Origin of the sequence: Robertmurraya sp. (assembly GCF_036676585.1) — a bacterium.
Classification (GTDB): Bacteria; Bacillota; Bacilli; order Bacillales; family Cytobacillaceae; genus Robertmurraya_A.
The window spans coordinates 1-25,705 of the sequence record NZ_JAKFCQ010000186.1; the positions used below are offsets into that span (position 1 = coordinate 1).

The window sequence follows — 25,705 nt, forward strand, 5'->3', positions numbered from 1 at the left end:
GCTGCGGCAGCGACTAGATTCATTTGGTTGGCATTTTCCCCAAAGAATCCTGCCAGTGCAACTGTACTGGTCTTCACTTCCTCTGCTTGAAGGAAGAAGATGGCGAATTGGTAATCGTTCCAAATAAATACACATGAAATGATTAAAATGGATGCCGTAACCGGCTTCAACAAAGGGAATACAATCCGGAAAAAGATTCCCAGTGTACTAGCACCATCAATTTTTGCGGCTTCTTCCAATTCCTTTGGGATCGTCGAGCGAATAAAGCCTGCATACAAGAAAATGGTTAATGGAAGAAAGGATGCCACATTATTCAAGATGGCAATTTCGAGAGTGTTCATCATTCCAATGTCGACCACAAGCTTATATAATGGAACTAATGCAGTTAAAGGCGGGATCACCATCACTGCAATAAATATCATGAAAACAAATTTATTTAGTTTCGTCTGCCTTCTGGCCAAGGGATAGGCGGCCATCGAGCCAAAAACAATCAATAATAAAGCACTTACAAAGGTAATAATCGAGGTATTCGAAAGCGCATTGCCAAGACTCGCCGTTTCCCACGCCTCCGCAAAGTTCTCAAACGCCAGGACCTTGGGAAACACCCATTTCGAACTAAAATCTCCCCTTTCCTTTAACGCGGTCGTAATCAAAATATAAAAAGGGATTAGGTGAAAGGCTGAGATCAAAAGCGCGACTCCAGAGAGTAACCACTTTTTCTTTTTACCCATATAGTCCATTACGCCTCAATCTCCTTCCGTTTGAAGTACACAAGCGCTGCCAGACTAAGAATCAAAATAATGATGGCCATAAATACACCTTGCGTCGCTGCATATCCCGCATCTTGTCTATTAAAATAAAGGTCATACATAAACGTAGACATGGATTGCGAAGCATAACCCGGTCCGCCACCTGTCAGCGAGACGATCACATCGAACAATTTCAATCCCCCAATAATGTTAATAACCATGTTGATGGTGATGGAAGGCATTAACATCGGCAGGGTGATATTTTTAAATTGTTGAAAACTAGACGCTCCGTCAATTTGTGCCGCTTCGTAATAATCCTTTGAAATACTTTGCAACCCAGCCAGGTAAATAATCATCGCAATCCCGACAAACTGGAAGGTATTAACGAAAACGATCAACCAAATATTAATTTTTGGATCGCCTAATGCATTAATTTTATCCAATCCGAAAAATACAAGCAGATCGTTCAGTGCCCCGCCTTGGAAAGCAAAGAAAAAGTAGAAGATATATCCCATGATCAGCGGGCTGATAATAACCGGAAGGTACACAATCGTCCTGGTAAAATTTTTCATGTAGATTCTTTGATTTAATAAAAGTGCGTACCCAAGACCAATCACATTCTGCAAAATGGTACTGCCGATACCATACAGCAGGGTGTTTTTTACTACCAGCCACGTATCCGGATCCTTCAGCATCCTCGTATATTGACTGAACCCAACATAGTCGTACGTTTGTGAAAACCCGTTCCAGTTTGTAAAAGAAATTTTAATCCCGTTTAAAAATGGATAAAGGATGAAAAAGCAGACAGCAGCTAGAGCGGGAAGATACATCCACCAAAGCGAGGATTCCTTCCGCCTTTTACGGTTCCTTTTCACTTCTACAGAAGAGCCGGCCATCGACTTGCTTCTTGTCTCCACTCCTATCAACGTCACCAACTCCTAGAATGTTAGATTAGGAGGAGAGGCGATAACACCTTCCTCCATCACAAAACTATTTCTTCTGCGTTAGCAATCTCTTATATTCCTCTTCCATCTTTTTCGAAACTTCGTCCGGTGTCATTGTTCCAGACAATAATTCCTGACCAGTAGCACCCATTGGGTCCCACATACCGCTTGGAAGGTAAATTCTGTCGAAGTAAGGTTCCACTTTCACATCCGCGTACTTTTCGTAGTATTCAGAGTAATAGTTTTTCGATTCAGTATTAGTCAGACCACTTGGAAGAGAAGTCCCCTCCGCAATCTCTTTCACCATCTCCGGCTGAGAAATGAATTCTAAGAACTTTTTCGCTTCTTCTTTGACTTCAGAATCTTTCCAAACCGCTAATGTATGACGCTCCCCACCAATCCAGCTTGGTTCGTCACCTTCCTCGATCACAGGCATGGGAATGACACCAAGCTTGACCTCTGGGTTTAACTCTTCCACAGAGGGACCAAGCATTCCGCCACCAACGATAAATCCAATTTTGTTCTGCGCCATTAAGTCGACCATCTGATGATTCTTGGCCGTCAATATATCTTCATTAAGAAACTTCTTATCGTGCATTTCCTTTAGCTTTTCCGCTAAAAACGTATAATTTGACCAATCAAACGTCCCATCTAGCAATTCTTTTTGGAAGTTTTGTTCTCCAGTTATTAATAGTGGTGTGGAAAACTGATCAAAATACTGTCCGAATGCTGATTTATCTGAACCAGCAAACCAAAGTGGAGTCACTTCGCCCTTTCCTTTTTTCTTGATGGTTTCTAGTGCAGTCATGAACTCATCAAAGGTTGTCGGCGGCTCAATTCCATATTCCTCAAGCAATGTTGCGTTATATGTAAGTCCGTCTTTTGCCTGGTTTAGAGGGTACGCATAGACTTTTCCAGATTCATCTTTTAAAATTTGCTCCAGTGCTGGATCAAGATCCTTCACCCAGTCCATATCTTTTAAATCTTCTACATATTCCCCGTAACGATGAATCGCCCAGCCGTGGGTATCAAATAAATCAGGCATATCATTTGCCGCCATTTTGACTCGCAGCATTCCTTCATACCCGTCAGCAGGATAATTTTCTTTAATATCGATATCAGGATTTTCCGTTTCAAACTTTTTTACCACATTTTGCAGAGTAATTTTATCTGCTTCATTCGTTACAGTCGAAAACAAGTTTACAACCGTCTTATCACTGTTTGCTTCATTACCCCCGGAAGCTTTATTGCATCCAGTCACAATCGTTGTCAACGCGGCTGCAAACGCCACCGTTTTTAAAAGCTTTTTCAAAATAAACGCCCCCTCAGTCATTTTTAAATAACAAGTAAAAATTACCTATTAAAATGAGTTCGTTTTCTTGCTGACGTTTGGGAGCAACTATATAATAGAATTAGCTCCCGTTCATAGGTGGAGTAGTTTGTTAGTTTTCGCCCAATGCAGTGTGATGGCAGTCACTTTGCACCCTGCTAGCTTTCATGCTGTCAGGGTGGGCATTAAATCGTTGAAAAAGATACATGGTCTTATTTTCCGAAAACCACCTCCTTAAAAGTTATTTATTTTTCTTGCAGCTCTCCCGGATCACCAATTCAGTCGGCAGGGTCACGGTTAATGGAAGTTCTCTTCCATTCAGGCGATCTAGTAAAAGTTTTACTCCTGTTTTCCCCATCTCCTTCGTATGCACTCTGATTGTCGTCAAAGGTGTACTTGCGAATGATGCAGCTTCAATATCGTCAAAGCCGATAATGGCTACATCATCAGGAACTTTGAGATTGGCTTCTTGTAATGCTCTTAACGCCCCAATCGCCATCGGATCACTGGCAATAAAAAACGCCTCGGGAAAATTCCTCATATAAATGGCTTTTTTCATTAATTCATAACCCTGTGCCATTGAATACTCACCGATAAAAACGGCCTCCGGGTCGAACATTTTTTGTTCTTTCATCAAGCGTTCAAAGGTGGTGAGACGTTTATCTTCAGAGTTGAACTTTTGATTTTTGCTATGCTCCTTCTCCCTTCCTCCGATATACCCGATACTCTTATAGCCGGTTCCTAATAGATGCTTGATCGCTTTCTCTGTGGCCTTTTCAAAATCAATCACAACCGCATCATACAAATCATCGTTAGGCGAGTGGTTAATGTACACAACATTTTCCACTCTACTGATGGCCTTGAGCGCCATCTCTTTTACCCTGCCGACGACAATGAGTCCATCAAGGTCGTCAATCATTTGATTGGTCTCCGTTTCATGTAAACGGAACGTAACGGTTCTGATCCCATGACTCGCAAGTTCCATTTCAATCCCTTGGCGGATGGATAAAAAATATGGATCATTGATCTCCTCGTCCAATGATTGGGTAACGATAATCCCGACATGTTTCAAAGTCTGTTGTTTTTGTTTCAACCGTCTTTCTAAAATCGTTTCGTATCCAAGCTCCTTAGCAACCTGGAAAATACGTTCCCTCGTTTCAGACTGAACGGAAATCGTATCATCGTTATTTAACACCCGTGAAACCGTAGATGCTGATACATTCGACTTGTCCGCAATTTCCTTGATAGTAGCCATCTCATAACCCTCTTCATATTCTTTTCAACACCCGTAAACTTTTACTTAACAATAACTAAAATATTTACTAGGTATATTCGAATAATAGCATCTTATGGAAGGGCTTACAAGTATAAAAACTAATTTTTCTAAAAATTTATACAATTTTTTCGTTGTATAACACCGATATAGTAAGATTTTCTTATTATTGATAAATTTCCATCTGGTAAATTATTTAGTAATATTCTTCTTGAAAACCTTTCTCAGATAGACGTTTTCTAATAAAAAAAAGCCGAGCCACTAGGCACGACCTCTACTTTCTTGTATGATTTGTTTTTTTCTTATGCTCCTTAGTATCGATGCAAGTATCAAATAAGGAGGAATTGTTAGCAAATGCCAAGAAGTTCCTTCGAGTTGTACTTGAAGGATGATTGTAAGAGATACCAAGAAGTTCCTTCGAGTTGTACTTGAAGGATGATTGTAAGAGATACCAAGAATACAATAGCAAGGGGAATATCCCACTTGTGTCGCACTAGCCAGTTTTTCATATAAACACCTCTTGTTTATTTGGTTCAAAGTAATTTTTATTGATATTGAAAATTTAGCTATTATAATAGAAATAGGACTATTTACTCAATGAATAAAAAAGGCAAACTCATTGAAAAATGACGACGCAAAACTATAGGGACTAAGGTCGTATTTGACTATGTTAGCCAGTTACCGATTAAAGTGTTCAAGGCCTATCGGTAGCGGTAGGTCTTTTATTATATTCAGGACGATAGGAACAAAGGACATCCATTTACTATATGGTATGATTTATATTTTAATATATTCTAAAAGATGAGGGTCTAAAATGAGCATACAGTTTACAACTGGGTTAATTACAGGAATGGCTATAGTTAGTTTGATAAGCCCTCTTTTATATAGAAGATGGGAAAATCAAAGAAAGAAGATAATAGAAAATCAGAAAAGTTTTGTTGACATAATTGAAAATACAAGGGATTTTCTATATTATTTTCAGGTTTATCCAAAAAGAGAATTTAAGTATCTTAGTCCTTCAGCTGAACATTTTTTTGGAGCAGGTTCGATTGAACGTGCCTTTAAGAATTCCGACATACCCTTTATAGATATTCATCCCGATGATTTTCATATTCTTGAAAAAAAAGTTAACGGAGAACTAAATTTTGACGAGAGTATTGTACAGCGATGGCTTGATAAAAATGGGGAATATAGATATTTTGAAGAATATGCTACTCCCATTTATAAAAATGGAAAGCTTGTTGCGATACAGGGAGTTTTAAGAAATATCGACGATAAAATCCAGTTAGAAAAGGAGTTGCAGTATCAAATTAGCCACGATTCTTTAACTGGGATATATAATCGCGAGTACTTTGAATATAAATTTGAACAGTTTGATCAAACGTCAAATATTCCTATAGCGATTCTCATATGTGATTTAGACGAATTGAAATATATTAATGATCATTTCGGACATAAAGAGGGAGATTTTATCATCATGGAAACAGCGGGGTTACTCAATCAATTCTCCTCAGATTTAGTAACAGTTGCTAGACTTGGTGGAGACGAATTCGCTCTCATACTTGAACATTCTACAGAGAACACCGCGAAAGAACTAGTCGATGAAATAATAAAGGAGTTTAAGAAGTATAATGAAACCTCTAAGAGGGAAATCAAATTATCGATCGGCTTTTCTTTCGAAGATCATTCTTTGGGCAATATGACCAACTTATTCTCTAAAGCTGATAAAAATATGTATCATGCTAAAAAGAGAAATAAAAATAGAATAATTAATTAGAAATGTAAAACACCTTAGATATCCTATCTGAGGTGTCAGATTGTTGAAAGTGAAATGAGCTTACACTTCCGAGATGTTGATGATAGCTAATATTTGATGATCTGTCCATTTGCCATTAATCTTTAGATTTTCTTTAGCTATACCTTCTTTTTTAAACCCTACTTTTTCTAATACACGAATAGATGCTAAATTGTCAGGCATAGCTCCTGCTTCAATTCTATGTAATTTTAATTCTCTAAAAGCAAAGTCTACAACAAGTTGAAGAGCTTCTGTTGTATAGCCCTTTGCATTATACTCCTTATCTAGAGTAAATCCCGTATAACAGTTTTGGAGATCTCCCCTAGCAATTTGAGTTAATGAAATGTCTCCGATAAGTTTATCAGTTGCTTTTAAAAAGATTCCAAATGCATATAATTGACCTTCATCTGTCATTTTTAATGCCCGTTCAATGCGTATTTTTTGATGTTCTTCTGTATAAAAGGCTTCTGGGAGTAATGGGCAAACTCGTTGAAAAAATTCGCGATTTCTAATATGTAAGTTAGCTAGCTCGCGGGCGTCAGAAGTTTTGTAAAGTCGAAGATAAATATGTTGCCCTACTAACCTCATAAAACCCCTCCAATATTATTATTGTTTTAAAGCGTTAATCCTCACATGATTATTACCCCTGTTTACTTATGGACAGATCTTACAAGGCATTCTTTTAAGACCTTCTGTACAAACCATACTTCCAACAATCCCAACTATTATACTAGAAGTTATGAATTTCAACGCATAATAAATACCTGTACCAGTCATACAATCAAGTATTATAAATTTTTTAATTGTCGAACCTCTAATAGTATAGAACACTACATTTTGATTTTTCATGCCCGATCACACCCTATTTTTTTATATACATCATATGAGTGATTTGGATTGTCTTATTCCACAGACCCCCACTTATTTTACTTCCATTTTGGTTACCCAAAGGAAATCCTCCCCAAAGTAGTCCGTAGGCTGATGGGTCTTTTGCATCTAAAAACTAGGGAGTAATCCCCCCCTTATTAACCAATCTTTCCATCGATATCGGAGGTATCAACGTTATCTCCGAACCATTTTCTTAGTTTCTCTTTTGCTTTTATCTTAATCTATCATCAAAACTTAGAAGAATGATGAATCAATGAACCTCTAAGGATGTTGTAAATCCACCATACTAATTTAACTGGCCCTCAAAGATCTTAATCTATGTATAAAAAATAAAACCTTCCTAAACTGAACAAAAAAGCTGAGTGGAAAATTATCCGCTCAGCTTAAAATAAAATTATTGTAAACTATCTTGTAGGTTAATATCTAATGTACTTATTTCCTGGCCATCTACAAATAGTTTGCCATTAACAATAGCAAATCTTTTCCTAATTTCATAGTAACCATATTGATAATCATATATATATGAGATCTCATATTCACCATCATGAAGGCGAACCTGATAGTGACCATCTTGGATCTCACCATTTGATCCAGGGAAAAATTCCCCTTCTAACAAAGTTATAGATAAATATCCTTGATTTACTGGTTCTTCACCATTGAATACATTACCGGATAAGGTTACCTGTGGAACATCAATGTTAAGCTGATCTTTCATTTCACCATTCATATATAATTGACCTGACCTAATACTAAATTCTATGCCAGGGCTGAAGTTTGAGCCATCTGGTAGATTAACGTTATATACCATGTAATCACCATCTAGCATGCGAAATTGAAATTCACCATCCTCATTAGTTGTTCCCCAGAATTGTAGAGGATTATCAGCATCATTGATTTCCATGATATAAAGTCCACCTATAATTGGGGTGCCGCCTTCAGATAGTTTCCCCATTAAAGTAATAGGTGGAACCGAAATCTCTAACACATCTTTTAATTCGTCATTTTCGTATGTCTTTCCATTCATAACTGTGAAAGGCTGGAAAACTTCAGTACTACTTCCATCCTCAATTTGAATACTCCTAATATAATAGTTACCATCTGTTAAACGCATCGAAAATGTTCCATCTGGGTTTATTTCCTTCCAGATATCCGCACCTTGTTGATCTGAAGTAACGGAAACTAATCCACTCGTTACCACTCTATCACCGTCTTTTACCAATCCATGTAAACTAACTCCTGGCACCTGCAGCTCTAGGAGGGACTGCTCTTTACCATTTACCATTAGCTCGCCATTGATTATGTCAAAGGTGGTATTAAACGTAATTTGTTCTCCATCTTCGTTCAAGAAACCATTAGAAACTCGATAGGTTCCATCTTTTAAACGTAACGAAAAAACTCCATTTTCATCTGTCTGTGCATTAAACCCCTCAGATGTTCCATCATTTGTAATCCATACAGATCCTTGAAGTGTAGTCCCTGATTCTACAAGCTTCCCATTTAATGTCACAGGAGGCAAATTAATGCTTATCAATGACGATGCATTCCCATTCTGAAAAAGCTTCCCATCACGGATTTCGAATGGAATACTGAATTCTGTTCTTCGATTACGTTCATCTATATACCTGATCGTATACATTCCATCCTCTAATCTATATTGAAAACTACCGTTCTCATCGGTTTGTGTATTATACCAATCATATCCCTCATCTGTTTGGCTTTCAAACTCCACAAATGCATTTGATATTGGTAATTCTCCTTCCAACACTTGACCACTTACATTAATGTCCGGAATAGAAATTTGAAGGATAGAAGCCTCCAAACCATCAATATGAATTTTTCCATTTATAACTTCGAACATTAGATGATTCCAGGAATAATATGTTTCATGATATACACTTAGAGAATATTTCCCATCAGTTAACGCTCTTAACGAGAAGGCCCCTGTATGATCCGTAATAACACTTTGAATAAATTCAGTGTTATATTCATCCTCAGAAAGTCGCTTCTCTAGGACTATATTTGCTCCTATTAATGGGTTTGTAGAATCCTCAACTTTTCCAGAATAGGTATTGATAGGTAGATTGATTGATAGTTTTTTATTAGGGTCCCCGTCTACTGTAACGTTTCCATTAACTACTGAAAATCCTAATTCATATCTATAAAAGCCACCATCCACTTCTACACCAAATAGAAAATAATTACCATCAGAAAGTGTAGCAGAAAAATTCCCATTAGCTTCAGAAGATACTCTAATAATTTCTTCCTCATTCTCACTATACTTGGAAATAATCAAATCAGCCTGTAATCCATTGTTTCCTTCTTTTAACTTGCCTTTAATTTTACCTGAATTTCCACTAATCTTTTTCTCTTTTTGCATTTGCGAAAGAACAATTTCTCCATCATTTAAACCTACAATCTTGCCTTCACTTACAACAAAGGTTTCATTAGTGGAATACCAATTTTTATTTTTTTCTCTGACACCTTTAATAACAAATGTACCATCATGTAATTTAGTCTTAAACTCTCCATTAGAGTCTGTCATGGTTTGAATCCAATTTAATTTCCCCTTCTCACGAATGAAAACCACAGCATCCCCTAATGAACTTCCATTTTCTTTAATTACCCCTTTTACATTTGACTGCTTGATCTCCTCATTCGGAGAGGCGTTTGCAACACCATAAGTGATGCTCAAGAAAAACATCACTAAAAACAGCATGTATATTCTCTTTTTACCCATCCCTGTTTCCCCCATTATCATATTTATAAATAAAAGCCTTCCTGCAAGAAGTCTTTTATTTTGCAATCTTTATATTCGCTTGTCTCCCGTCATTTTCCTTGTCATTTTTAAACACTTTATTCGACATAAACTCCTATTTCCATAAGTCTCTAAGATTTGAACTAGAGTATTTTATTGTAAACTTGAATATCAAATCATTCCTTATTAAATATGTATTATGTCTTTATCAGGCAGAAGGCGATTATCTCTATCATAAATCTAGATTACTGCTTTTTAAGAATAAAACAATAAGATATTATTTCCATACAAATTAATTCACTTCTTATACCTATTACCATATCTCCCCTCGCAGTAATAAGCTCCCCAAGCAAGCTCTAACAGTTGGGTGTCACGGATCTTTACCCCCATTAATTTTTATAATTTTTTTATTTCACTATCATTTGTACAAGTCTCCGAATGCTATAAAATAGTACATGTATGTCATGGGGGAACTAGTCATCATGTAAAGCCTACAATATAAAAATGCAAAAAAAAAAGAACACCTTATTTAATAAAATGTACCCTATAGAGTAGACACGTAGAAAAAGTCTACCTAAAGGGTACATTTTAGGTTCTGTCGGCTTTTTATTTAAACTTATGAAAGAAAAACGCTATGAGAACCGTCCCAGCGGTACAAGATCTGTCGGAGCCAATTTGTGCGACACAAAGGAGTAAACTAAAAAAGGGTTAACTCATACCAAAAGTAATAGACTCTCACCTCGGAAGTTGAAAAATATATTTTTCTCAAATATCATCCCATTTTGCTCTTACTGCTTCGTATTCTTTTCTTGTGATAGCAATAACAGAACCATGCCTCTTTTTAGTCGAACCTAAGGAATACTCAGAAGTTGGTAATTTAGTAAATTCTCCGCTTAATAAATTTGGGGTTCGTAAAGGGAGATAACCCTTGCCTGTAGCATACTGATCAACCATTAAACACCATTCTTCTCTATCATTAAATTTAAAAACCAAAGGGCCCTCCACATCATGTCCAGTTAAGCCCGTTGAGGCTTCGATGGATCCAATCTTTGACCATCTACCGAGTAAGTGTTCACTTTTTTCTATGGTGATTTGTCCATCCCCTGAGTATCGATAATAGAATAACCCATCTTTAATGATGGTTGTATCAATAATATGCGTGTCATCTGAACGTTCAATAAACAGATTGGGTTTTGTAAACATACGGAAATCCCTTGTCTTTGCATAGTAAATACGATGTGGTCCAAAATTTCCGTTTTGATCGGCAACCCTTGACGCCCAATAGACGATATATTCTCCCGTCTTTTCATCATAAAAGGCTTCTGGAGCCCAGGCATCCCCAGCATTCCGTGGAGCGACTTCAATCATTCTTGGTTCAGACCAGTTTACTAAATCATTGGATTCCCAAACCATAATCGATTTACTTCCAGCCGTCTGCGCAACCTCCCACCCTTTACCATTGGCAATACGTAAATCGGTAGCAAGCATATAAAAGGGATCCCCTTCTGATGATCGAAGGATAAAAGGATCTCTTACTCCCTTTTCACCAATATCAGAAGTGATTACTGGTTGACTATTATTTAGGTCATTCCAATGTAAACCATCAGTACTAATGGCAAAATAGATCTGTTCTCCCGTATCATGATCACCGGCAAAATGAGACATTAAATAAGCAGCGAACAATTTTTTTGGGGACTTAGCCCTTACTAAAAGGGAAAATTGTTTTTTATCCGTTATCTTACCAACCGTTATTGTGGCAGTTAGCTTAACTGTTGTATCCGTTTCTGGTCTTATTACCATACCAGCTGGAGTATCATCATAATGTTCATTTTTCTCGTCATTTATATTTACGATATCTGGTCTATCCGTTTCCCAGGATATCATTGCTCCTTGATCAGAGGTTACTGGTAATGTGATATTACCTCTGATGTCGAGGGCATTAGGAATTTCCAAAGCTGTTTTGGCCCTTTCCATTATTTCTTGATCAGATAATCCCGACTTCTCCATCATATTCCCCCTTATTGTTTCACTGCGAGTTTACGTTAAAGCATCTATATATAAAGGTGTCACAAATATAGCTAGGGAACAATATAGAATTCAGACTTTTACGCAGAAAAAACAGTTATGTTTCTGGATTTTCAAGTCGTTGCTAAAAATGTTAGCCATTGACCAAAAAGAGCACCATAAAGGAATGGTACTCTTAAACAACTACGACCTATGCTCAAAACAATAAAAGACATTCGATTTTGTCAATCTTGTTGGTGGCGTATTATAACCTAAGATGACTTCGATGGATCTTCCGGTGTAGGATCTGGCGTTCTAGGAGCCGCTTGAGCCTGCTCATTTGGTGTAATCCCGGAAAGAGTTGATCCTAATCCTTCTGTCGAAACCTGTTTACTCTTTTGGAGTACCTCTCTGACTCGTCTTTTCTTATTCTCCATACGCTTGTTTTTGTTACCTCTGCATCCGCATCCCATATTATCACCCCCCTGCACCAGGATTCGGTTCGAGAAATATAGACCGTAACCGTTCCTGTTGCCTGGGAAAAAGGAAATCAACAGGAATGTTAGTACACGTGGCACCTGTACATGGATGAGTCTCGTGCAAGCTGTACACATAATAGCAACATGATAGTTACCTAGTGGTAAACAAGTTCCATTGCTGGGCGTAATTACAACGGGAGTGCCTGTTGTCGTTGTCTGATTACACGGACAAACCATAAACAACACATCCCTCAAAAATTAATATTTTAATCCCGATATTTTATTAGAAGGAGCACACCGCCGCTTGGACCAATATATTGAATGCGAAAAAATGGGTTATTCCCTAACTCTAAAATACAAATGAAAGGGACGGGATGGGATCCTATATTTCACCCAAAATGAGAGGGTGCATATATTATCTTTAGGCAGAAAATGCTCTTGGAGAGAAGCAGAATCTCGTTCTTGCTTTTTTTCTGTTGCACAAGGAGATGATTTCATGCATTTGGGATGGTTTGACCTTTTAATTCTCATCTTGGCTTCATTCCGTTTAACACATTTAATCGTATTTGATAGCATTACTGAATTTATTCGAAAGCCATTCTTGGATGAATCCGGAGAAGAAATAATCATTAAAGGAACTGGCATACGTCATTTCATGGGGAAACTCTTGAGCTGTTATTGGTGTACCGGAATCTGGAGTGCGATATTGGTGGTACTTTTATATGTGTACGTACCAGTTACGTATCCCGTATTATTGATTTTGGCAGTAGCAGGTGCGGCTGCTTTCATCGAATCGAAAATTTAAACATGTTACCAAGCCCAACTCCTTTTTGATGTACAAAAAGAAGAAGTTCGTATCTTAATCGAACTTCTTCTCATACTATTTTTTAGTTTATATTCTACTAAACCACTTCAACCGCGGAAGTTTCACCCGTTGATGTTTCCTCGCTTTTAACAGTAAAATGACTCTTTTCAATAATTAAAGAGACAACCACTCCGCCAATAATGGCCCAGAACGGTGAACTTACACTAAAGAAGCTTACACCAGACATGGCGATAATTAATGCGAAAAAAGCTCCAATTTGAAATTTACTATCAGAGAAAGCGGCTTGGAGTGAACTCAGGAGAACACCAATCATAGCAAGACCTGCTACTGTAGCAACTAAGACTCCTGGCATGGCAGAGACAAAAGGAACAACGACACCTGCAAATAAACCAAAGGAAGCAAATAATGTTCCATTTACAATTACTGCTGCATAGCGACCTTCTTTCTTCTCACCTGCTTCTTGAGATGAACAAATGGCTGTCATCGGACCAGCTATATTTGCATTATGACCTCCAAAGAATGAGGTGACAATTCCTCCAATTCCACTCCAAACCGTCATGGCATTGACTGGTGGTTTATAGCCTTGAGCCATTAATACCCCCGTGGCTTGTGCATTTTCTGCCCCAATGACTAACAGAGCAAGTGGAATTGCGATGGAAACAATCGCATCGAGACTAAAGCTTGGCATTACGAGTTGAGGTGTTATGAATCCGCTTTCAATATCTCCCATTTTAAATTGATTTAAAAGTAGGGCTACAACCATGGATACGACAAATGCAGAGACAATAGGTGGCACTTTTTTAAGATATCTGGAGGAGAGTAAATAGACAACAACTGCAGAACCAGCAATTAATGGTGCTGCTTCAATAGAGGTAATCATACCCGTTCCAAAACGAATCATCGCTCCAACAATCATTCCCATGACAATTGGTAAGGGGATCCACCTCATGATTTTTCCGATGAGTCCTGTCACCCCGAGAATAAGAACCAGGACACCAGCAACGAAATAAGCTCCAGCCGCTTCATTTAACGAAAATTGCGTAAGGGCTCCTGCAACCAGCACCGCACCTGGAATCGAATACGCACCAGCAATGGGTTGACGATATTTTAACGCTAAATAAATACCTAAAAGTCCTCCGAAGAAATAGATGGCAAATAACCAAGAAATCGCTTGTTGATGGGTTAATCCTCCACTAGCTGCACCACCAATAACAATTAACGCTGGACCTGTACATCCAAAGATAGCCGCAAGTGTTCCCGCGCTTATTGTATTAAGATTTAGGAATTTAGGCACACCTTTTAAACTTTGAACTAGATTAAATTCACTCATTTCGAATCCTCCTTTTATTTGAAAATTCGGAAAATTAACCACAAAATGAAATTAAGGTTCACCCTCTAAAAAGGGGAGGTAATCTCCCCTTCTCTTACTTCCCTGTAAAATTGGGTTTTCTCTTTTCAGCAAATGCAGCTACCCCTTCACGGAAATCATCTGTTGTTCTTAACAGTCCGTATGCTTTTCCTTCGATATCTAGTCCCGCACTTAGCGGAGATTCCTCTGCTGCATTTAACACCGCTTTACAAACCTTTTGAGCAAGAGGTGAAAATCTCACTAGCTCCATAGCTAATAATTCCACTTCTTTATCTAATTCCTCTTTAGCCACTACTTTTGTCACTAATCCCCATTGATATGCCTCATCGGCTGGAATTCTTCTGGCTCTCATAATCATATCTTTTGCTCTAGTTAAACCTACCGCTCTTGCGACACGTTGTGTTCCACCGCTTCCTGGGATCATACCAAGATTCATTTCAGGTAATGCCATAAGCGTATCATCCGCTGCGATTCTAAAATCACAAGCCATGGCAATTTCAAATCCCACACCAAATGTATATCCTTGTAATTGAGCAATAACGGGCTTTGGTGAACGTTCAGGGGCTGCGACATGAACCGCAAGATGTGATAATTCTTCCTGATGTGTTTCCATAAATTCAGGAATACTTCCTCCTGCGCTAAAAGCTTGAGTCCCTTCACCCTTAATAATAATCACGCGAACTTCATCATCTTTATCTAGTTCCTTAAATATTTCAGCAAATTGGGCTCTCGCCAGCATACTGATATAGTTCATCTTTTCAGGACGATCGAACACAATTGTAGCCGTTTGCCTCTCTATATTTTTCTCCACTCTGATATGATCATATTTTTTGGCTGTTTCTACCATTATGATTTCCCCTCTCTTTTAACCTACTAAATTATTATCTTTCTGAAATACTTCAAATTCGCCTTCTCTTAATTTTCGTCGAAGGATTTTACCTACTGGACTCTTTGGAACTTGCTTGATAAACACATATTTTCTTGGTCGTTTAAAATTAGATAGTTTCGGATTATTTTTACAAAATTCATCTAACTCTTGAACGGTTACGGTTCCATCCTTCGGGACAATGAAGGCGGTTACAATTTGACCCCAGCGATCGTCATCTTCCCCAGCTACCGCAACTTCGAACACCTTCGGATGCTTTGAAAGGACATCTTCCACTTCTAGTGGATGGATATTTTCTCCGCCTGAAATGATCATGTCATCGACTCGACCTACTACATATAAGTCACCATCATCATCCATGACACCTAGATCACCAGTAAAATACCAGCCCTCACGAATCGCCTTCTTCGTGGCATCCGGTCTGTTCCAATATCCTTTAAAGCTTTCGATCGAATCGAGAGAAACAATAATCTCACCAATCTCCCCTTTTCCAATCTGGTCCTCAGGTGTAGAATTCGCCTCCGCATCTGCTGTCACTAAGCGGATGCGTTGATGAAATCCTGGTTTCCCGGCACAACCGGGTTTCTCAGCCACATTCGGGCAAATGGAGAAGGTATAGATTTCCGTACTACCATAGTGATTGACAAAAACATCTGGCTTTAATAGCTCTACACATTTTTCCGTTAAGGCGGTCGTCATCGATGCACCCGCATACCCGATTTTCTTTAATCTCTGAAGATTGTATTGATGAAAATCCTGGTGATTCAGCATATCGTGATAGAGAGTAGGAACTAAATACACACAGGTAATTTCTTCATAACTTAAGATTTCAAGGGCCTCTTTTGCATCAAAATCAGGTAAAGCCACATATTTCCCATTTAAAAAGGCAATCGATAGAAGAGATCTCATCCCCATCGTATGGTAAAGCGGCATCGTTCCTAATGTACTCTCATTATCCTCGTATTTATTTTGGATAATGTGAGCAATCGCTGCCGAATACTCATTTTTATTGCTTCTTGGGACTCCTTTTGGTTTCCCGGTTGTCCCTGATGTATACAGCATAAGAGCGATATCATCATCATGAATTTCTGGTTTCACAAAGGTTCCAGGACTTCTCTGAACTAGCTCATCATAGTAAATATCTGCACCTTCTACTTCTCCGACCCCTAATAAAATGGGTTTTGTATGGAAGGTTGCTTTTAATACAGATGTTTCACTTGCCTTTTCATAGATCACTGCCTTAGATTCGGAATCGTTTACGCAATATTCCACTTCTTTTGCCGATAATCTGAAATTGATTGGCGTGTACACAGCCCCTAAAGCCTGGATTGCCCAATATAGGATGACATTCTCAAGGCGGTTTTTTAATAAAAGCGTTACCCGATCATTTTTTTGAATTCCGATTCTTTGTAAAGAAGCTGCTACTTTCATAATTTCTTTGTCTAATTGGTTATAAGTATAGCGTCTACTCCCTTCAACTACGGCAATCCGATTTGGATGCCTTTCAACCGCAAAATTAAAAATCGTTGAAAGATTCATTCATGCAACTCCCTTCTATACATTTAAATGTTTACTTTTTGATCCTCTACTGTTTTTTCAATCGCTTTTACAATGCCGTCATAACCAGTACATCGGCAGAGATGCCCAGACAGCATGTCTTGAATATCTTTTTTACATGGGGTTGAATGTTTCTTCAAATAATCTGTGGTGGACATTAAGATTCCAGGAGTACAAAATCCACATTGTAATCCATGACATTCGACAAAGTTCTGTTGTAAGGGATTGAGCTGTCCGTTCTGCGCTAATCCTTCAACGGTTTGCACCTCTTGGCCATCAACTTGAACGGCAAACATTAAACAGCTTCTAACAGCCGAATCATTGACAATGACCGTACAGGCACCACAAACACCATGTTCACAACCTACATGTGTCCCGGTCAATCCACAGGTTTCTCGCAAGAAGTCACTTAACAACATTCTGGATTCGACTTCTTCTTTGTATGTTTTTCCATTAATTTTTACTTCTACTTCATGAACCGTCATAGTCATCACCTCCCTGCTTTTACATACGCCTCTTGTAACGTTCGTTTTGATAATGATTGAGCTATATGCCTCCGATAGTCAGCTGAGGCATGGAGATCGGATTCAGGATCAATCACTTCCGAAACAATGGCTGCCACTTTGTCTAGAAGCGAATCCGTTAACCTTTCGCCTTGTAAAATGTCATTCGCCTGTGTCACTAATAGAGGAACCGCTTCGACACCACCAAGAACCAATCTAGCGTCTGAAATACGATTTTGATCATCCACGCTTAATTGACAGGCTGATGCCACTAAAGCAAAATCTCCGTGCCTGCGTGATATTTCTTGAAAGGAATAGCCCACTCTTCCCTCCCAAATCGGAATGTGGATCTCTGTTAAAAGTTCCGTAGGCATCACATCGGTTGTTAAGTAGGTGACAAAGAAATCCTCCGCATTTACGGTTCTCACTTCATCAGTGGATGCAATTTGAACGGAGCCACCCATGGTCATTAAGGCCAGAGGGATTTCGGCGGTAGGATCTGCATGAACCAAACTACCACCAATGGTTCCACGATTCCGAGTCTGGACATGGCCGATGAATGGAACCGCTTCACTCAATAAACCGATGTGCTGACGGATGAGATCTGATGTCTCCACACGGTTTTGTCTTGTCAAGGTTCCGATCTTTACAAGTCCTTCCTCGTAATCGATAAAGTCTAGATCCTGCAAGCGATTAATATCGATTAAACACTCAGGGGTAGACAGCCTCATATTCATGATGGGAACTAGACTCTGTCCACCTGCGATGATTTTTCCATCAAAACCCGATTCTTCTAATAGACGAAGTGCTTCATCTACAGTTTTTGGACAATAGTAGTCAAATTGAGCTGGTTTCAATCGCTATCATCCCTCCTTTCTTTTCATCAAGCACTTTTTTCTATGTTTTTTAACTCTTTCCCAAATTTCTTGAAAAAGTCTTGAATAATCAGTTTGGCCACCCCACTCAACATTCTTTGACCGACCATCGCGACCTTTCCGCCCACTTCTGCTTCATACGTATAGGACAGTAAGGTTTGATTTTCGTCCTGGTGCTTCAGATGAATGACACCGGTTGCTTCCACATTTCCTGGTCCCCCTTCACCCTTTACAATCAACTTATAGCTTTTTAGATTTTCAATATCGGCAATTTCAATGGTAGATTCATATTTTCCTTTAACAGCTGCAATTCCAATCGCTAACTCCGCCTTATATTTGTTTTCCTCGACTTGCGTTAGTTTATTACAGCCCATAATACATTTCTGCAGGACATTAGGATCTAATAGAATCTCCCATGATTGTTCCAATCCTGCTTCAAGCGTTAAGCTTCCTTCTCCATTCATACTTGATTCGCCCCTTTCGTTTCTTTAGCCTTATTTAAGAGATTCCAAATTCGATTCGGACTTAAAGGTAAAGTATCAATCATCACTCCATACGGCTTTAAAGCGTCATTAACGGCATTGGCAATCACAGCTGGTGCACTCATCGTATTTCCCTCTCCTAATCCCTTCGCTCCTAGTGGAGTAAGAGGCGATGGAGTTTCGATATGTTTAATGGTGATGTTTGGAATTTCTGGTGCGGTTGGGCATAAATAATCCATAAAGGACCCGGTTAAAAATTGGCCTTTGTCATCATAGGCAAGCTCTTCATACATGGCTCCTCCTAGCCCATGAACCAGTCCCCCGTATATTTGACCATCTACAATTAACGGATTTAATAGTTTACCAGCATCGTGAACGGTAAAATAATCAATAATCTGAACTTCACCTGTATCGGGATCGACTTCCACTGTCACCATATCAGCAACGAAACCATAGGTAACAGATGAGTTCACTAAGTCATTTTCATCCGGTGGCTCTGCGACCTTTGCTGTATAATAGTAGGTTTCATAAATTCCAGGCTCCATGCCATCTGGTAGAGAGAGAGGATTCCAATGGGCAGAACCTGCCGCTCTTTTTAATGAATATTTGATGGAAGGATCCTTTATAGAAACGATGGATCCGTTTTCAATGGTTAAGTCATCCTCGTCAGCTTGTAGAAGATAAGCGGCGATTTTAATTAATTTTTTTCTTACTTTATGTGCGGCGTAAAATACCGCACTAGAGCCAAGGGATGCGAATCGACTGGAATAACTGCCTGAAGCAATTGACCAGGCACTGGTTGAGGTATCGAGCTCTGCGACGACATTAATTTGTTCTCTTGGTATTCCTAATACGTCTGAGACAATTTGGGCAGAAACCGTTTCATGACCTTGCCCAGAAGGCGTCGTACTGATGCGAACATTCACACAGCCCATCGGATCCATGGAGATCGTCGCTGCTTCGGCACAGCCTGACTTCGGTAAAGAGGAAGCTCTCTCCTCCGGTGTAAGGGCAATGGTGATATACCCCATGTTCGAGCCTGACGGTTCAACAATACAGGCTAACCCGACCCCAAATAATTTCCCTCTTCGTCTGGCGTCTTCTCTTTTCTGTTCAATTTCCTTGTAGTTCCCCATGTCTAAGGCAAGCTCAAAGCCCTTTTCATAATCACCGCTATCATAAATACCGCCAGAGGCTGTTTGATAAGGGAATTGCTCCTTTTTAATTAGATTTCGTCTAAGCACATCAGCAGGATCCAGTTGTAGTTCATGAGCAATTTCTTGCATGATTCGCTCTAGTGGAAAATATAATTCTTGGCCCCCATACCCTCGAATCAGCCCTGTTGGTAGCTTGTTGGTCATAATGGCGTAAGCATCAATCATTAAATTAGGTATATCGTAGGCACCGGTTGAATTGGCATGGGTTCTATACAAACAGGCTGGCTCAGGTGCTCGAATATACGCCCCTACGTTATCAATTAACTTCATTTTCAAACCTAGTACCTTCCCATCTTCCTTGACAGCTGCTTCTATATAAGTGACACGGTCCGTTCCACTGGAACTAGCAGATAAATGCTCCTGACGGTCCTCAATCCATTTCACAGGACAGCCGACAATTCTACTAACGACGGCACATAAAACGATGTATGGATAAGTTCCAGCCTTAATTCCATAACTGCCGCCAATGTCTTTCGGAACAATAATTCTTAATCGATTACTAGGTATTTTTAAGGCACCCGCCATGACCGATTGAATAACAAAGGGACCATGAAAATTCGCATGAATCGTATATTGATTGGAACTCTCTTCATACTGGGCAATCATTCCATAGGTTTCTACTGGTGTTGCGGAATATTTAGGAAAGTGAAACTTGTGTTTAATAATGCGATCAGCCTCTTCAAAGGCTTCCTCCACCTTTCCGTAGTGAAAGGTTCGATGGTTCGCAATATTAGAACCGATATGTTCATGAAGAAGTGGAGCATCCTCCTCTAACGATTTCTCTATAGCTACGATGGGTGTAAGAGATTCATAGACGACCTTAATTTTTTCCAAAGCATCCTCTGCGATGTAACGATTTTTGGCCACAACAACTGCGACCGGTTCACCTACATAGCGCACCTTATCAATTGCCATCGGATAGTACTTAACAGGAGCACTAACCCCCACGCTAAAGGGTTGAACAAATGGTAGAATATCTTTTCCCGTCACTATTCCCTTCACACCACGAAGATTCATTGCTTCAGAGGTATCGATTGAGAGTATTTTGGCGTGTGGGTAAGTACTTCTTAAAATGGCAATATGAGCGGTGTTGGCAGGTGTTCCAATATCATCAATATACTTTCCTTGTCCGGTTAAGAGTCTTCCATCCTCTACTCTCGTAACCGCTTGGCCTATGACTTTTTCCATTACACGACCTCCTCCCGAAGTAAATTTTCATAATCTACTAACGTATCAATATCTGGGATTTGCTTTTTACCCATTTCTGAATAAAATACTTCTTTTTGGAATTTTTTCAGAACCGATCGACCACCTTCATCCCCTTTTGCATCCAAAAGATAAGGAAACATTTTTCGATCAAATAAGACAGGATGTCCCTTTTCCCCTTGATAGGAGGCTTGCACGATTAATGGTCTGTCCTTTTGCCTATCGTAATCCTTGATCACCTTATTGATTTCATCAGACGAAAGAAGTGGCTGGTCTCCTAATAAGAATACTGCAGCCTTTATATGATTCGGTATAGAACGTAAGCCAAGCTTCACAGAAGTGGACATCCCATCTGAAGCTTGATCATTGATCAAAATCTGATTCACTCCCGTGACAGTCGCTTCTTGATAGAGTCCAGGTACATCCGGATTAATGACAACGGAAATGCCTGATAGTGAGGAGCCTAAACCCTGATTAATCACATGTTGAAGAATCGATTTCCCATTATAAGGCAGGATCATTTTTGCCGTTCCCATTCTTTTAGAAAAGCCAGCAGCTAGGATCACTCCCCATACTTGATGTTGACCTTCAATAATTCATCACACTCCTTTTCTGGGATAACGATAGATCTCCCTTTAACTCGGTTAGCTTTAATCCGGATCCTCCGCGGTGGATCAACGTGATTTCAGCTAATATACTTAAGGCGATTTCTTCTGGTGTTTTTGAACCGATATCAAGCCCAATGGGACTATGGATGTGTGAAAAATCATCATCATGTTTCAGCTTATCACTCGTTGAAATCAGTTCCTCGGTTCTCTTTCGCGGACCAAGCAACCCAATATAAGCGGCATCCGATTGATGCAATCCTTCTAATAGCATTTGATCTTGTAAGAAATGATGGGTCATTAAGACAACGTAGGATTGACTGGTTATTGTAACCGGTGGGTATTGATCTTTGGCATAGACGATAATCTCGTCTGCATCTGGAAATAGAGCAGTGTTTGCATACGCAGCTCGATGATCGACCAAGGTGACATACCAATTTAATTGTTTGGCTATTCGTACTAGTGGCATGGCATCAGGGCCAGCACCAAATATGGTTAAGTTAGGAGGTGGAGTCGTGATTTCGGTATAGATATGAAGTTGATGCTCTCCACCCACGAAAGTAACTCCTGGTTTTAACGGAATGTAATTTTGTGAAAAATAATTAGTAATCTCTGGATATTGGATATTCAGTAATTCTTCTTGGCCATTTTGAGGATCAAGCAGCCATCGCGTTCCAATCAAATTAGGATTATTAGCCTCTACAACGATTAGCTGGCATATTTGCTTAGTTAAGGAAGTGGTAAAAAACTCTTCTATGATATGGGAAGCTGGGTTCATCTCAGATTCATAGGGTTCAAGGAAGATATTCATTTTTCCGTTACAGCCAAGTCCAAGCCCCCAAACAATGTCACCATCATCTTGGAAATTATAATGTAGGGTTTGTGGAACTCCGCTCTCTAGAACCTTAAACGCATGTTCGATAAGATCACTTTCTACACAGCCCCCACTAAGGAGGCCAGTTAAGGTTCCATCACTGGAAATGAAGCATTTAGCCCCTGGCTTTTGATAGGTAGAACCTTCTGTTGAAATGATCGTACCAAGAACACCCCTCAGTTGATTTTGTTTAACTCTCTTTATTTCTTTATGTATAGGAATCATTTGTCCACCTCCTAAACTTTGACTTCCTTGTGATACTCCCAATGAAATTGGTCCCTATATTCACTTGGTGTTTTCCCAACGATCTTTTTGAAGGTTGTTGAAAAATAGCTTTGATTAGAAAAACCTGTATTGTGAGCAATAATATCTATAGGAAGTGCAGAGAGTCTTAACATCCCCTTTGCCTTTTGTACTCTTACAAAAGACAAGTATTCTACAAAGGTCATCCCCGTTTCTTCCTTAAAGAGTTTACTAAAATAAGAGGGACTTAAATAAACTTGATCAGAAATTCCCTTTAAGGAGAGTGCCTCACTATAATTCGATTGAATAAACTGAATCGCACTTTCAATCGGATTTTTCAGGTCATTTGAATCCAATCGGTTTACTGAGTTCATGCTTTGCATGACTTCCTTACTCAGCCCTTTTGGTAACACGCGATCAAAAGTGTGAATCAATTCATTTTTAGTAAGCGGTTTCAATAAATAGGAGGAAAAACCGGAATTAATCGCTTCCTGTGCTAAATCAAACATTTTTAACTGAGTGACAATAATAATAGGAAGATCAGGATAAAGCTCCAAAGCTGCCCTTCCAAAATTCATGCCATTCATCTCAGGTAAAGATAGATCGATGATAAGAGCACTAGGTTGATTTTGTTTGAGAAGTAATAATCCTCTTTGGGCGGTACTGGCTTCATAGGTCGTTAAGTAGCTGTACTTACTTTCTCTAATTAACTCACAAAGCTCTTTTCTTGCTTCGATATCATTATCAACAATCAAGATCTCAGCCAAGCATGTTCCCCCTTAACTAGATAGTATAGAAATTTCTGAAAACTTTGTTTTAAAATCTTCCTTTGTTCTTTTAACAATTTCACTATTACTAATTTTTTTATATTTTAAATATTAACAGATTAAATTCCTACTTGATTATTAAAATATTACTCTTGTGTTTTTAAAATTTGGTTTTGTTACAGTCGCTGTTGTTTGCCAGCACTCTCTTTTCAAGGCTGTAAGGGAGCCTTCCCGCCTACAGCGAAAACAATTAGCAAACTTCTAAGTATTAAAAGCACAAAAAAAGGACCCTTCTCAGGTCCCTTCAATAGTTAAAATTTTAGACTATAAAAAATACTCCCCTTCAAGAAAACAGATTTTTTTTTTCAATCTGTCTACCTAAAGAGGTGCATATGCTTATGTGAGGGTTTTCTAACTATGGTATGAAGCGACTAGTAAACTATGAAAAACTTTTTTATTTTACAAGTCCATGAGGATCAATGACGAATTTTCGAGCAGCCCCTTTGTCAAATTTCATATATCCTCTTGGAGCTTCATCTAATGAAATAACCGTTGCAGGTGCTTCCACAGCATTGGTTCCATGAGCCGAGGCTTCAAATCCAACGCAGTCTACTGCACAGTCAACCTCTGGTGTTCCAAGAATTTGTTCGATCTGTTCTCCAAGGTTTGATCCTGGTTTTACACCTGCACTTACTGCTCCATGATAGCCTGTTATGAATATATCTGAGAGCATCGTTAAGTACCTGATTTTTTCCATGGCTTGGTCACTATCCGGGAACTTAAATAGTTGGAAGTCAGCATAAGGTACTATAACATATTCGAATTGACCTCCAACCCATCTACCCATATCTATTTATCCATAAGCGGAACCTGGTCGGTCAGGGTTTACATTTTCACAAATATGAGTAACGCGTTCTTTACAGCTTCGACAGCGACCACAAGCAATATTAAATGTAAGACTAAGTCACCTTGTTCATTCAGAAAAAGAGCTGATTCGAAGAACGTTGGATTATGTAAGCTGGAATATTAGTAAGGCAGCTACGATCCTTAAAATAAGTCAGAATACACTTTATCTTAAAATTAAAAAATATCATTTACAGCAATAGAGATAAAAGATAAAACTACTTAGTTCGGGACTTACACCTTTTCGAATGTGCACACATGCTGGTGCACATTCAAAAAGGTGCTCAGCACAATCGCTGAACACCTTCCTCAATTAATAAACAAATATTCTTCTACACCTTCTTCCCGTACCCAAATGCACCATAAGTCTTGCAGGTTTTCCCTGCCGAGTTCACTGCATTCCTTAAGGCAGCCGGTATATCGAGTGTATCGAAATAGGATGTAATAAAGCCTGCAATGAAAGAATCCCCTGCCCCCATTGTATCAACAATTTCTGTTTCGATTGGTGGCTGCAGATACTGTTTCTGACCATCTGAACAAATAGCTGGCTCTCCACCCCTTGTTACCACAACAATTTTCACGCCAAATGTGTGGACGTATTGGATTAATTCTTCAATTTCACCCACATTCATTCCACTACCGGAAAAGAAGGCAAATTGTATGAAAGGACAAACCTTTGCTAAATACTCTTTGTCATATTTACTTTTTATTGAAAAATCATACGAAATTGGTTTGTAACTTAATCTTTGCAGCTCATGTTCAATGTTGCTGTTTATACTCGTATGAATAACATCAAATTCGTTAATATAATTTAGGTCCGCATCCGTAAATTGTAAAGTTGCTATTGATTGTACTCTGGTCTCTCGATTGGTTTTCTTAAAGACCCGATCTCCGTTTTCATCTAAAGCAACATACGCTTTACCATTTGGGCCATACATTTTACGAATTCTCGTCACATCAATCTCTTCTTGTCTTAGAGTATTTAATATATGTTCTGCCTCTAAGTCATCACCGATAATTCCAATGTACCCATTCTTCTCTGCGCCATTTCTTTTACTAACAACAGCTACATTTAGAGCATTTCCACCAGGATATATCGTGCTTTGATCTTCATAGAAATCAACGACATTATCACCTATTCCAACTAACTTCATAAACCTTCCACTCCATGACTT

23 protein-coding genes, 1 pseudogene and 1 riboswitch are annotated in these 25,705 nt (G+C 39.0%); of the genes and pseudogenes, 3 read left to right on the plus strand and 21 right to left on the minus strand.

Features of this window, described 5'->3' with window-relative positions; translation table 11 throughout:
- The 5 genes from ACGLXV_RS22950 to ACGLXV_RS22970 all read right to left on the minus strand — a co-directional run.
- Positions 1 to 740: carbohydrate ABC transporter permease (locus ACGLXV_RS22950; RefSeq protein WP_391560451.1), on the minus strand; the 740-nt coding region annotated here is incomplete at its 3' end.
- Positions 740 to 1,645 (minus strand): carbohydrate ABC transporter permease, encoded by a 906-nt coding sequence (locus ACGLXV_RS22955; RefSeq protein ID WP_391560482.1) that lies wholly within the window; start codon positions 1,643 to 1,645, stop codon positions 740 to 742. The genes ACGLXV_RS22950 and ACGLXV_RS22955, both read right to left, overlap by 1 nt.
- A 94-nt stretch (positions 1,646 to 1,739) precedes the next feature.
- On the minus strand, positions 1,740 to 3,005 hold the full coding sequence (locus ACGLXV_RS22960; protein WP_391560452.1) for an ABC transporter substrate-binding protein: 1,266 nt from the start codon (positions 3,003 to 3,005) through the stop codon (positions 1,740 to 1,742).
- A gap of 259 nt (positions 3,006 to 3,264) precedes the next feature.
- Positions 3,265 to 4,278, minus strand: a complete 1,014-nt coding sequence (locus tag ACGLXV_RS22965) for a LacI family DNA-binding transcriptional regulator (RefSeq protein ID WP_391560453.1) — start codon at positions 4,276 to 4,278, stop codon at positions 3,265 to 3,267.
- Positions 4,279 to 4,643: 365 nt separating this feature from the next.
- Complete coding sequence (locus ACGLXV_RS22970; protein ID WP_391560454.1) at positions 4,644 to 4,805, minus strand: hypothetical protein; 162 nt, start codon at positions 4,803 to 4,805, stop codon at positions 4,644 to 4,646.
- Positions 4,806 to 4,895: 90 nt separating this feature from the next.
- Positions 4,896 to 4,982: riboswitch (cyclic di-GMP riboswitch) on the plus strand.
- Between the two features lie 128 nt (positions 4,983 to 5,110).
- Between ACGLXV_RS22970 and ACGLXV_RS22975 the strand changes: the two genes are divergently transcribed.
- Positions 5,111 to 6,073 (plus strand): sensor domain-containing diguanylate cyclase, encoded by a 963-nt coding sequence (locus ACGLXV_RS22975; RefSeq protein ID WP_391560455.1) that lies wholly within the window; start codon positions 5,111 to 5,113, stop codon positions 6,071 to 6,073.
- A 60-nt stretch (positions 6,074 to 6,133) separates the two neighbouring features.
- Here ACGLXV_RS22975 and ACGLXV_RS22980 read toward each other — a convergent pair whose 3' ends face one another.
- The 4 genes from ACGLXV_RS22980 to ACGLXV_RS22995 all read right to left on the minus strand — a co-directional run bounded on the left by ACGLXV_RS22980 (position 6,134) and on the right by ACGLXV_RS22995 (position 12,211).
- A complete protein-coding gene (locus ACGLXV_RS22980) occupies positions 6,134 to 6,679 on the minus strand; it encodes a GNAT family N-acetyltransferase (protein WP_391560456.1) in 546 nt (181 codons plus the stop codon).
- Between the two features lie 694 nt (positions 6,680 to 7,373).
- Positions 7,374 to 9,716 (minus strand): hypothetical protein, encoded by a 2,343-nt coding sequence (locus ACGLXV_RS22985; protein WP_391560457.1) that lies wholly within the window; start codon positions 9,714 to 9,716, stop codon positions 7,374 to 7,376.
- Between the two features lie 783 nt (positions 9,717 to 10,499).
- A complete protein-coding gene (locus ACGLXV_RS22990) occupies positions 10,500 to 11,744 on the minus strand; it encodes an immunoglobulin-like domain-containing protein (RefSeq protein WP_391560458.1) in 1,245 nt (414 codons plus the stop codon).
- 266 nt (positions 11,745 to 12,010) lie between these two features.
- A complete protein-coding gene (locus ACGLXV_RS22995) occupies positions 12,011 to 12,211 on the minus strand; it encodes a hypothetical protein (protein ID WP_391560459.1) in 201 nt (66 codons plus the stop codon).
- Between the two features lie 502 nt (positions 12,212 to 12,713).
- Between ACGLXV_RS22995 and ACGLXV_RS23000 the strand changes: the two genes are divergently transcribed.
- Complete coding sequence (locus tag ACGLXV_RS23000) at positions 12,714 to 13,022, plus strand: DUF1360 domain-containing protein (protein WP_391560460.1); 309 nt, start codon at positions 12,714 to 12,716, stop codon at positions 13,020 to 13,022.
- Positions 13,023 to 13,119: 97 nt separating this feature from the next.
- Here the strand turns inward: ACGLXV_RS23000 and ACGLXV_RS23005 are convergent, their stop codons facing one another.
- The 11 genes and pseudogenes from ACGLXV_RS23005 to ACGLXV_RS23055 all read right to left on the minus strand — a co-directional run.
- Positions 13,120 to 14,373, minus strand: a complete 1,254-nt coding sequence (locus tag ACGLXV_RS23005; protein ID WP_391560461.1) for a benzoate/H(+) symporter BenE family transporter — start codon at positions 14,371 to 14,373, stop codon at positions 13,120 to 13,122.
- A 94-nt stretch (positions 14,374 to 14,467) separates the two neighbouring features.
- Complete coding sequence (locus tag ACGLXV_RS23010) at positions 14,468 to 15,259, minus strand: enoyl-CoA hydratase/isomerase family protein (RefSeq protein ID WP_391560462.1); 792 nt, start codon at positions 15,257 to 15,259, stop codon at positions 14,468 to 14,470.
- 18 nt (positions 15,260 to 15,277) lie between these two features.
- Complete coding sequence (locus ACGLXV_RS23015; protein WP_391560463.1) at positions 15,278 to 16,837, minus strand: class I adenylate-forming enzyme family protein; 1,560 nt, start codon at positions 16,835 to 16,837, stop codon at positions 15,278 to 15,280.
- A 23-nt stretch (positions 16,838 to 16,860) separates the two neighbouring features.
- Positions 16,861 to 17,340: a (2Fe-2S)-binding protein gene (locus ACGLXV_RS23020; RefSeq protein WP_391560464.1), complete on the minus strand. Its 480-nt coding sequence runs from the start codon at positions 17,338 to 17,340 to the stop codon at positions 16,861 to 16,863.
- A gap of 5 nt (positions 17,341 to 17,345) precedes the next feature.
- Entirely contained in the window at positions 17,346 to 18,215 is an 870-nt protein-coding gene (locus tag ACGLXV_RS23025; protein ID WP_391560465.1) for an FAD binding domain-containing protein, read from the minus strand.
- 26 nt (positions 18,216 to 18,241) lie between these two features.
- Positions 18,242 to 18,697: an SRPBCC family protein gene (locus ACGLXV_RS23030; RefSeq protein ID WP_391560466.1), complete on the minus strand. Its 456-nt coding sequence runs from the start codon at positions 18,695 to 18,697 to the stop codon at positions 18,242 to 18,244.
- Complete coding sequence (locus ACGLXV_RS23035; RefSeq protein WP_391560467.1) at positions 18,694 to 21,120, minus strand: xanthine dehydrogenase family protein molybdopterin-binding subunit; 2,427 nt, start codon at positions 21,118 to 21,120, stop codon at positions 18,694 to 18,696. The genes ACGLXV_RS23030 and ACGLXV_RS23035 overlap by 4 nt, the downstream gene beginning before the upstream one ends.
- Positions 21,120 to 21,704, minus strand: a complete 585-nt coding sequence (locus ACGLXV_RS23040; protein ID WP_391560468.1) for a nucleotidyltransferase family protein — start codon at positions 21,702 to 21,704, stop codon at positions 21,120 to 21,122. Before ACGLXV_RS23040 ends, ACGLXV_RS23035 begins: the two co-directional genes overlap by 1 nt.
- Before the next feature lie 22 nt (positions 21,705 to 21,726).
- Entirely contained in the window at positions 21,727 to 22,842 is a 1,116-nt protein-coding gene (locus ACGLXV_RS23045; RefSeq protein ID WP_391560469.1) for an XdhC family protein, read from the minus strand.
- An 11-nt stretch (positions 22,843 to 22,853) separates the two neighbouring features.
- Positions 22,854 to 23,627 carry a response regulator transcription factor gene (locus tag ACGLXV_RS23050; RefSeq protein ID WP_391560470.1) on the minus strand — a complete coding sequence of 258 codons (774 nt, stop codon included), beginning with the start codon at positions 23,625 to 23,627 and terminating at the stop codon, positions 22,854 to 22,856.
- A 454-nt stretch (positions 23,628 to 24,081) separates the two neighbouring features.
- Positions 24,082 to 24,591, minus strand: a pseudogene (locus ACGLXV_RS23055) (MDR/zinc-dependent alcohol dehydrogenase-like family protein); the annotation flags it as partial.
- A gap of 28 nt (positions 24,592 to 24,619) precedes the next feature.
- Here ACGLXV_RS23055 and ACGLXV_RS23060 point away from each other — a divergent pair.
- The gene (locus ACGLXV_RS23060; RefSeq protein ID WP_391560483.1) at positions 24,620 to 24,733 is read left to right on the plus strand and encodes a helix-turn-helix domain-containing protein; all 114 of its coding nucleotides are present in this window, start codon (positions 24,620 to 24,622) and stop codon (positions 24,731 to 24,733) included.
- A 129-nt stretch (positions 24,734 to 24,862) separates the two neighbouring features.
- Here ACGLXV_RS23060 and ACGLXV_RS23065 read toward each other — a convergent pair whose 3' ends face one another.
- Positions 24,863 to 25,684: a PfkB family carbohydrate kinase gene (locus ACGLXV_RS23065; RefSeq protein ID WP_391560471.1), complete on the minus strand. Its 822-nt coding sequence runs from the start codon at positions 25,682 to 25,684 to the stop codon at positions 24,863 to 24,865.
- Positions 25,685 to 25,705 lie beyond the last annotated feature (21 nt).

Bases quoted from the DNA above. Each gene is read 5' to 3' on its own strand.
- ACGLXV_RS23005 (WP_391560461.1), bottom strand. From the start codon at position 14,373: ATGAGTGAATTTAATCTAGTTCAAAGTTTAAAAGGTGTGCCTAAATTC.
- ACGLXV_RS22990 (WP_391560458.1), bottom strand. From the start codon at position 11,744: ATGATGGAGAAGTCGGGATTATCTGATCAAGAAATAATGGAAAGGGCC.
- ACGLXV_RS23030 (WP_391560466.1), bottom strand. From the start codon at position 18,697: ATGAATGGAGAAGGAAGCTTAACGCTTGAAGCAGGATTGGAACAATCA.
- ACGLXV_RS22995 (WP_391560459.1), bottom strand. From the start codon at position 12,211: ATGGGATGCGGATGCAGAGGTAACAAAAACAAGCGTATGGAGAATAAG.
- ACGLXV_RS22975 (WP_391560455.1), top strand. From the start codon at position 5,111: ATGAGCATACAGTTTACAACTGGGTTAATTACAGGAATGGCTATAGTT.
- ACGLXV_RS23000 (WP_391560460.1), top strand. From the start codon at position 12,714: ATGCATTTGGGATGGTTTGACCTTTTAATTCTCATCTTGGCTTCATTC.
- ACGLXV_RS22970 (WP_391560454.1), bottom strand. From the start codon at position 4,805: ATGAAAAACTGGCTAGTGCGACACAAGTGGGATATTCCCCTTGCTATT.
- ACGLXV_RS23065 (WP_391560471.1), bottom strand. From the start codon at position 25,684: ATGAAGTTAGTTGGAATAGGTGATAATGTCGTTGATTTCTATGAAGAT.
- ACGLXV_RS22980 (WP_391560456.1), bottom strand. From the start codon at position 6,679: ATGAGGTTAGTAGGGCAACATATTTATCTTCGACTTTACAAAACTTCT.
- ACGLXV_RS22985 (WP_391560457.1), bottom strand. From the start codon at position 9,716: ATGGGTAAAAAGAGAATATACATGCTGTTTTTAGTGATGTTTTTCTTG.
- ACGLXV_RS23035 (WP_391560467.1), bottom strand. From the start codon at position 21,120: ATGGAAAAAGTCATAGGCCAAGCGGTTACGAGAGTAGAGGATGGAAGA.
- ACGLXV_RS23020 (WP_391560464.1), bottom strand. From the start codon at position 17,340: ATGACGGTTCATGAAGTAGAAGTAAAAATTAATGGAAAAACATACAAA.
- ACGLXV_RS23010 (WP_391560462.1), bottom strand. From the start codon at position 15,259: ATGGTAGAAACAGCCAAAAAATATGATCATATCAGAGTGGAGAAAAAT.
- ACGLXV_RS22955 (WP_391560482.1), bottom strand. From the start codon at position 1,645: ATGGCCGGCTCTTCTGTAGAAGTGAAAAGGAACCGTAAAAGGCGGAAG.
- ACGLXV_RS22965 (WP_391560453.1), bottom strand. From the start codon at position 4,278: ATGGCTACTATCAAGGAAATTGCGGACAAGTCGAATGTATCAGCATCT.
- ACGLXV_RS23015 (WP_391560463.1), bottom strand. From the start codon at position 16,837: ATGAATCTTTCAACGATTTTTAATTTTGCGGTTGAAAGGCATCCAAAT.
- ACGLXV_RS23045 (WP_391560469.1), bottom strand. From the start codon at position 22,842: ATGATTCCTATACATAAAGAAATAAAGAGAGTTAAACAAAATCAACTG.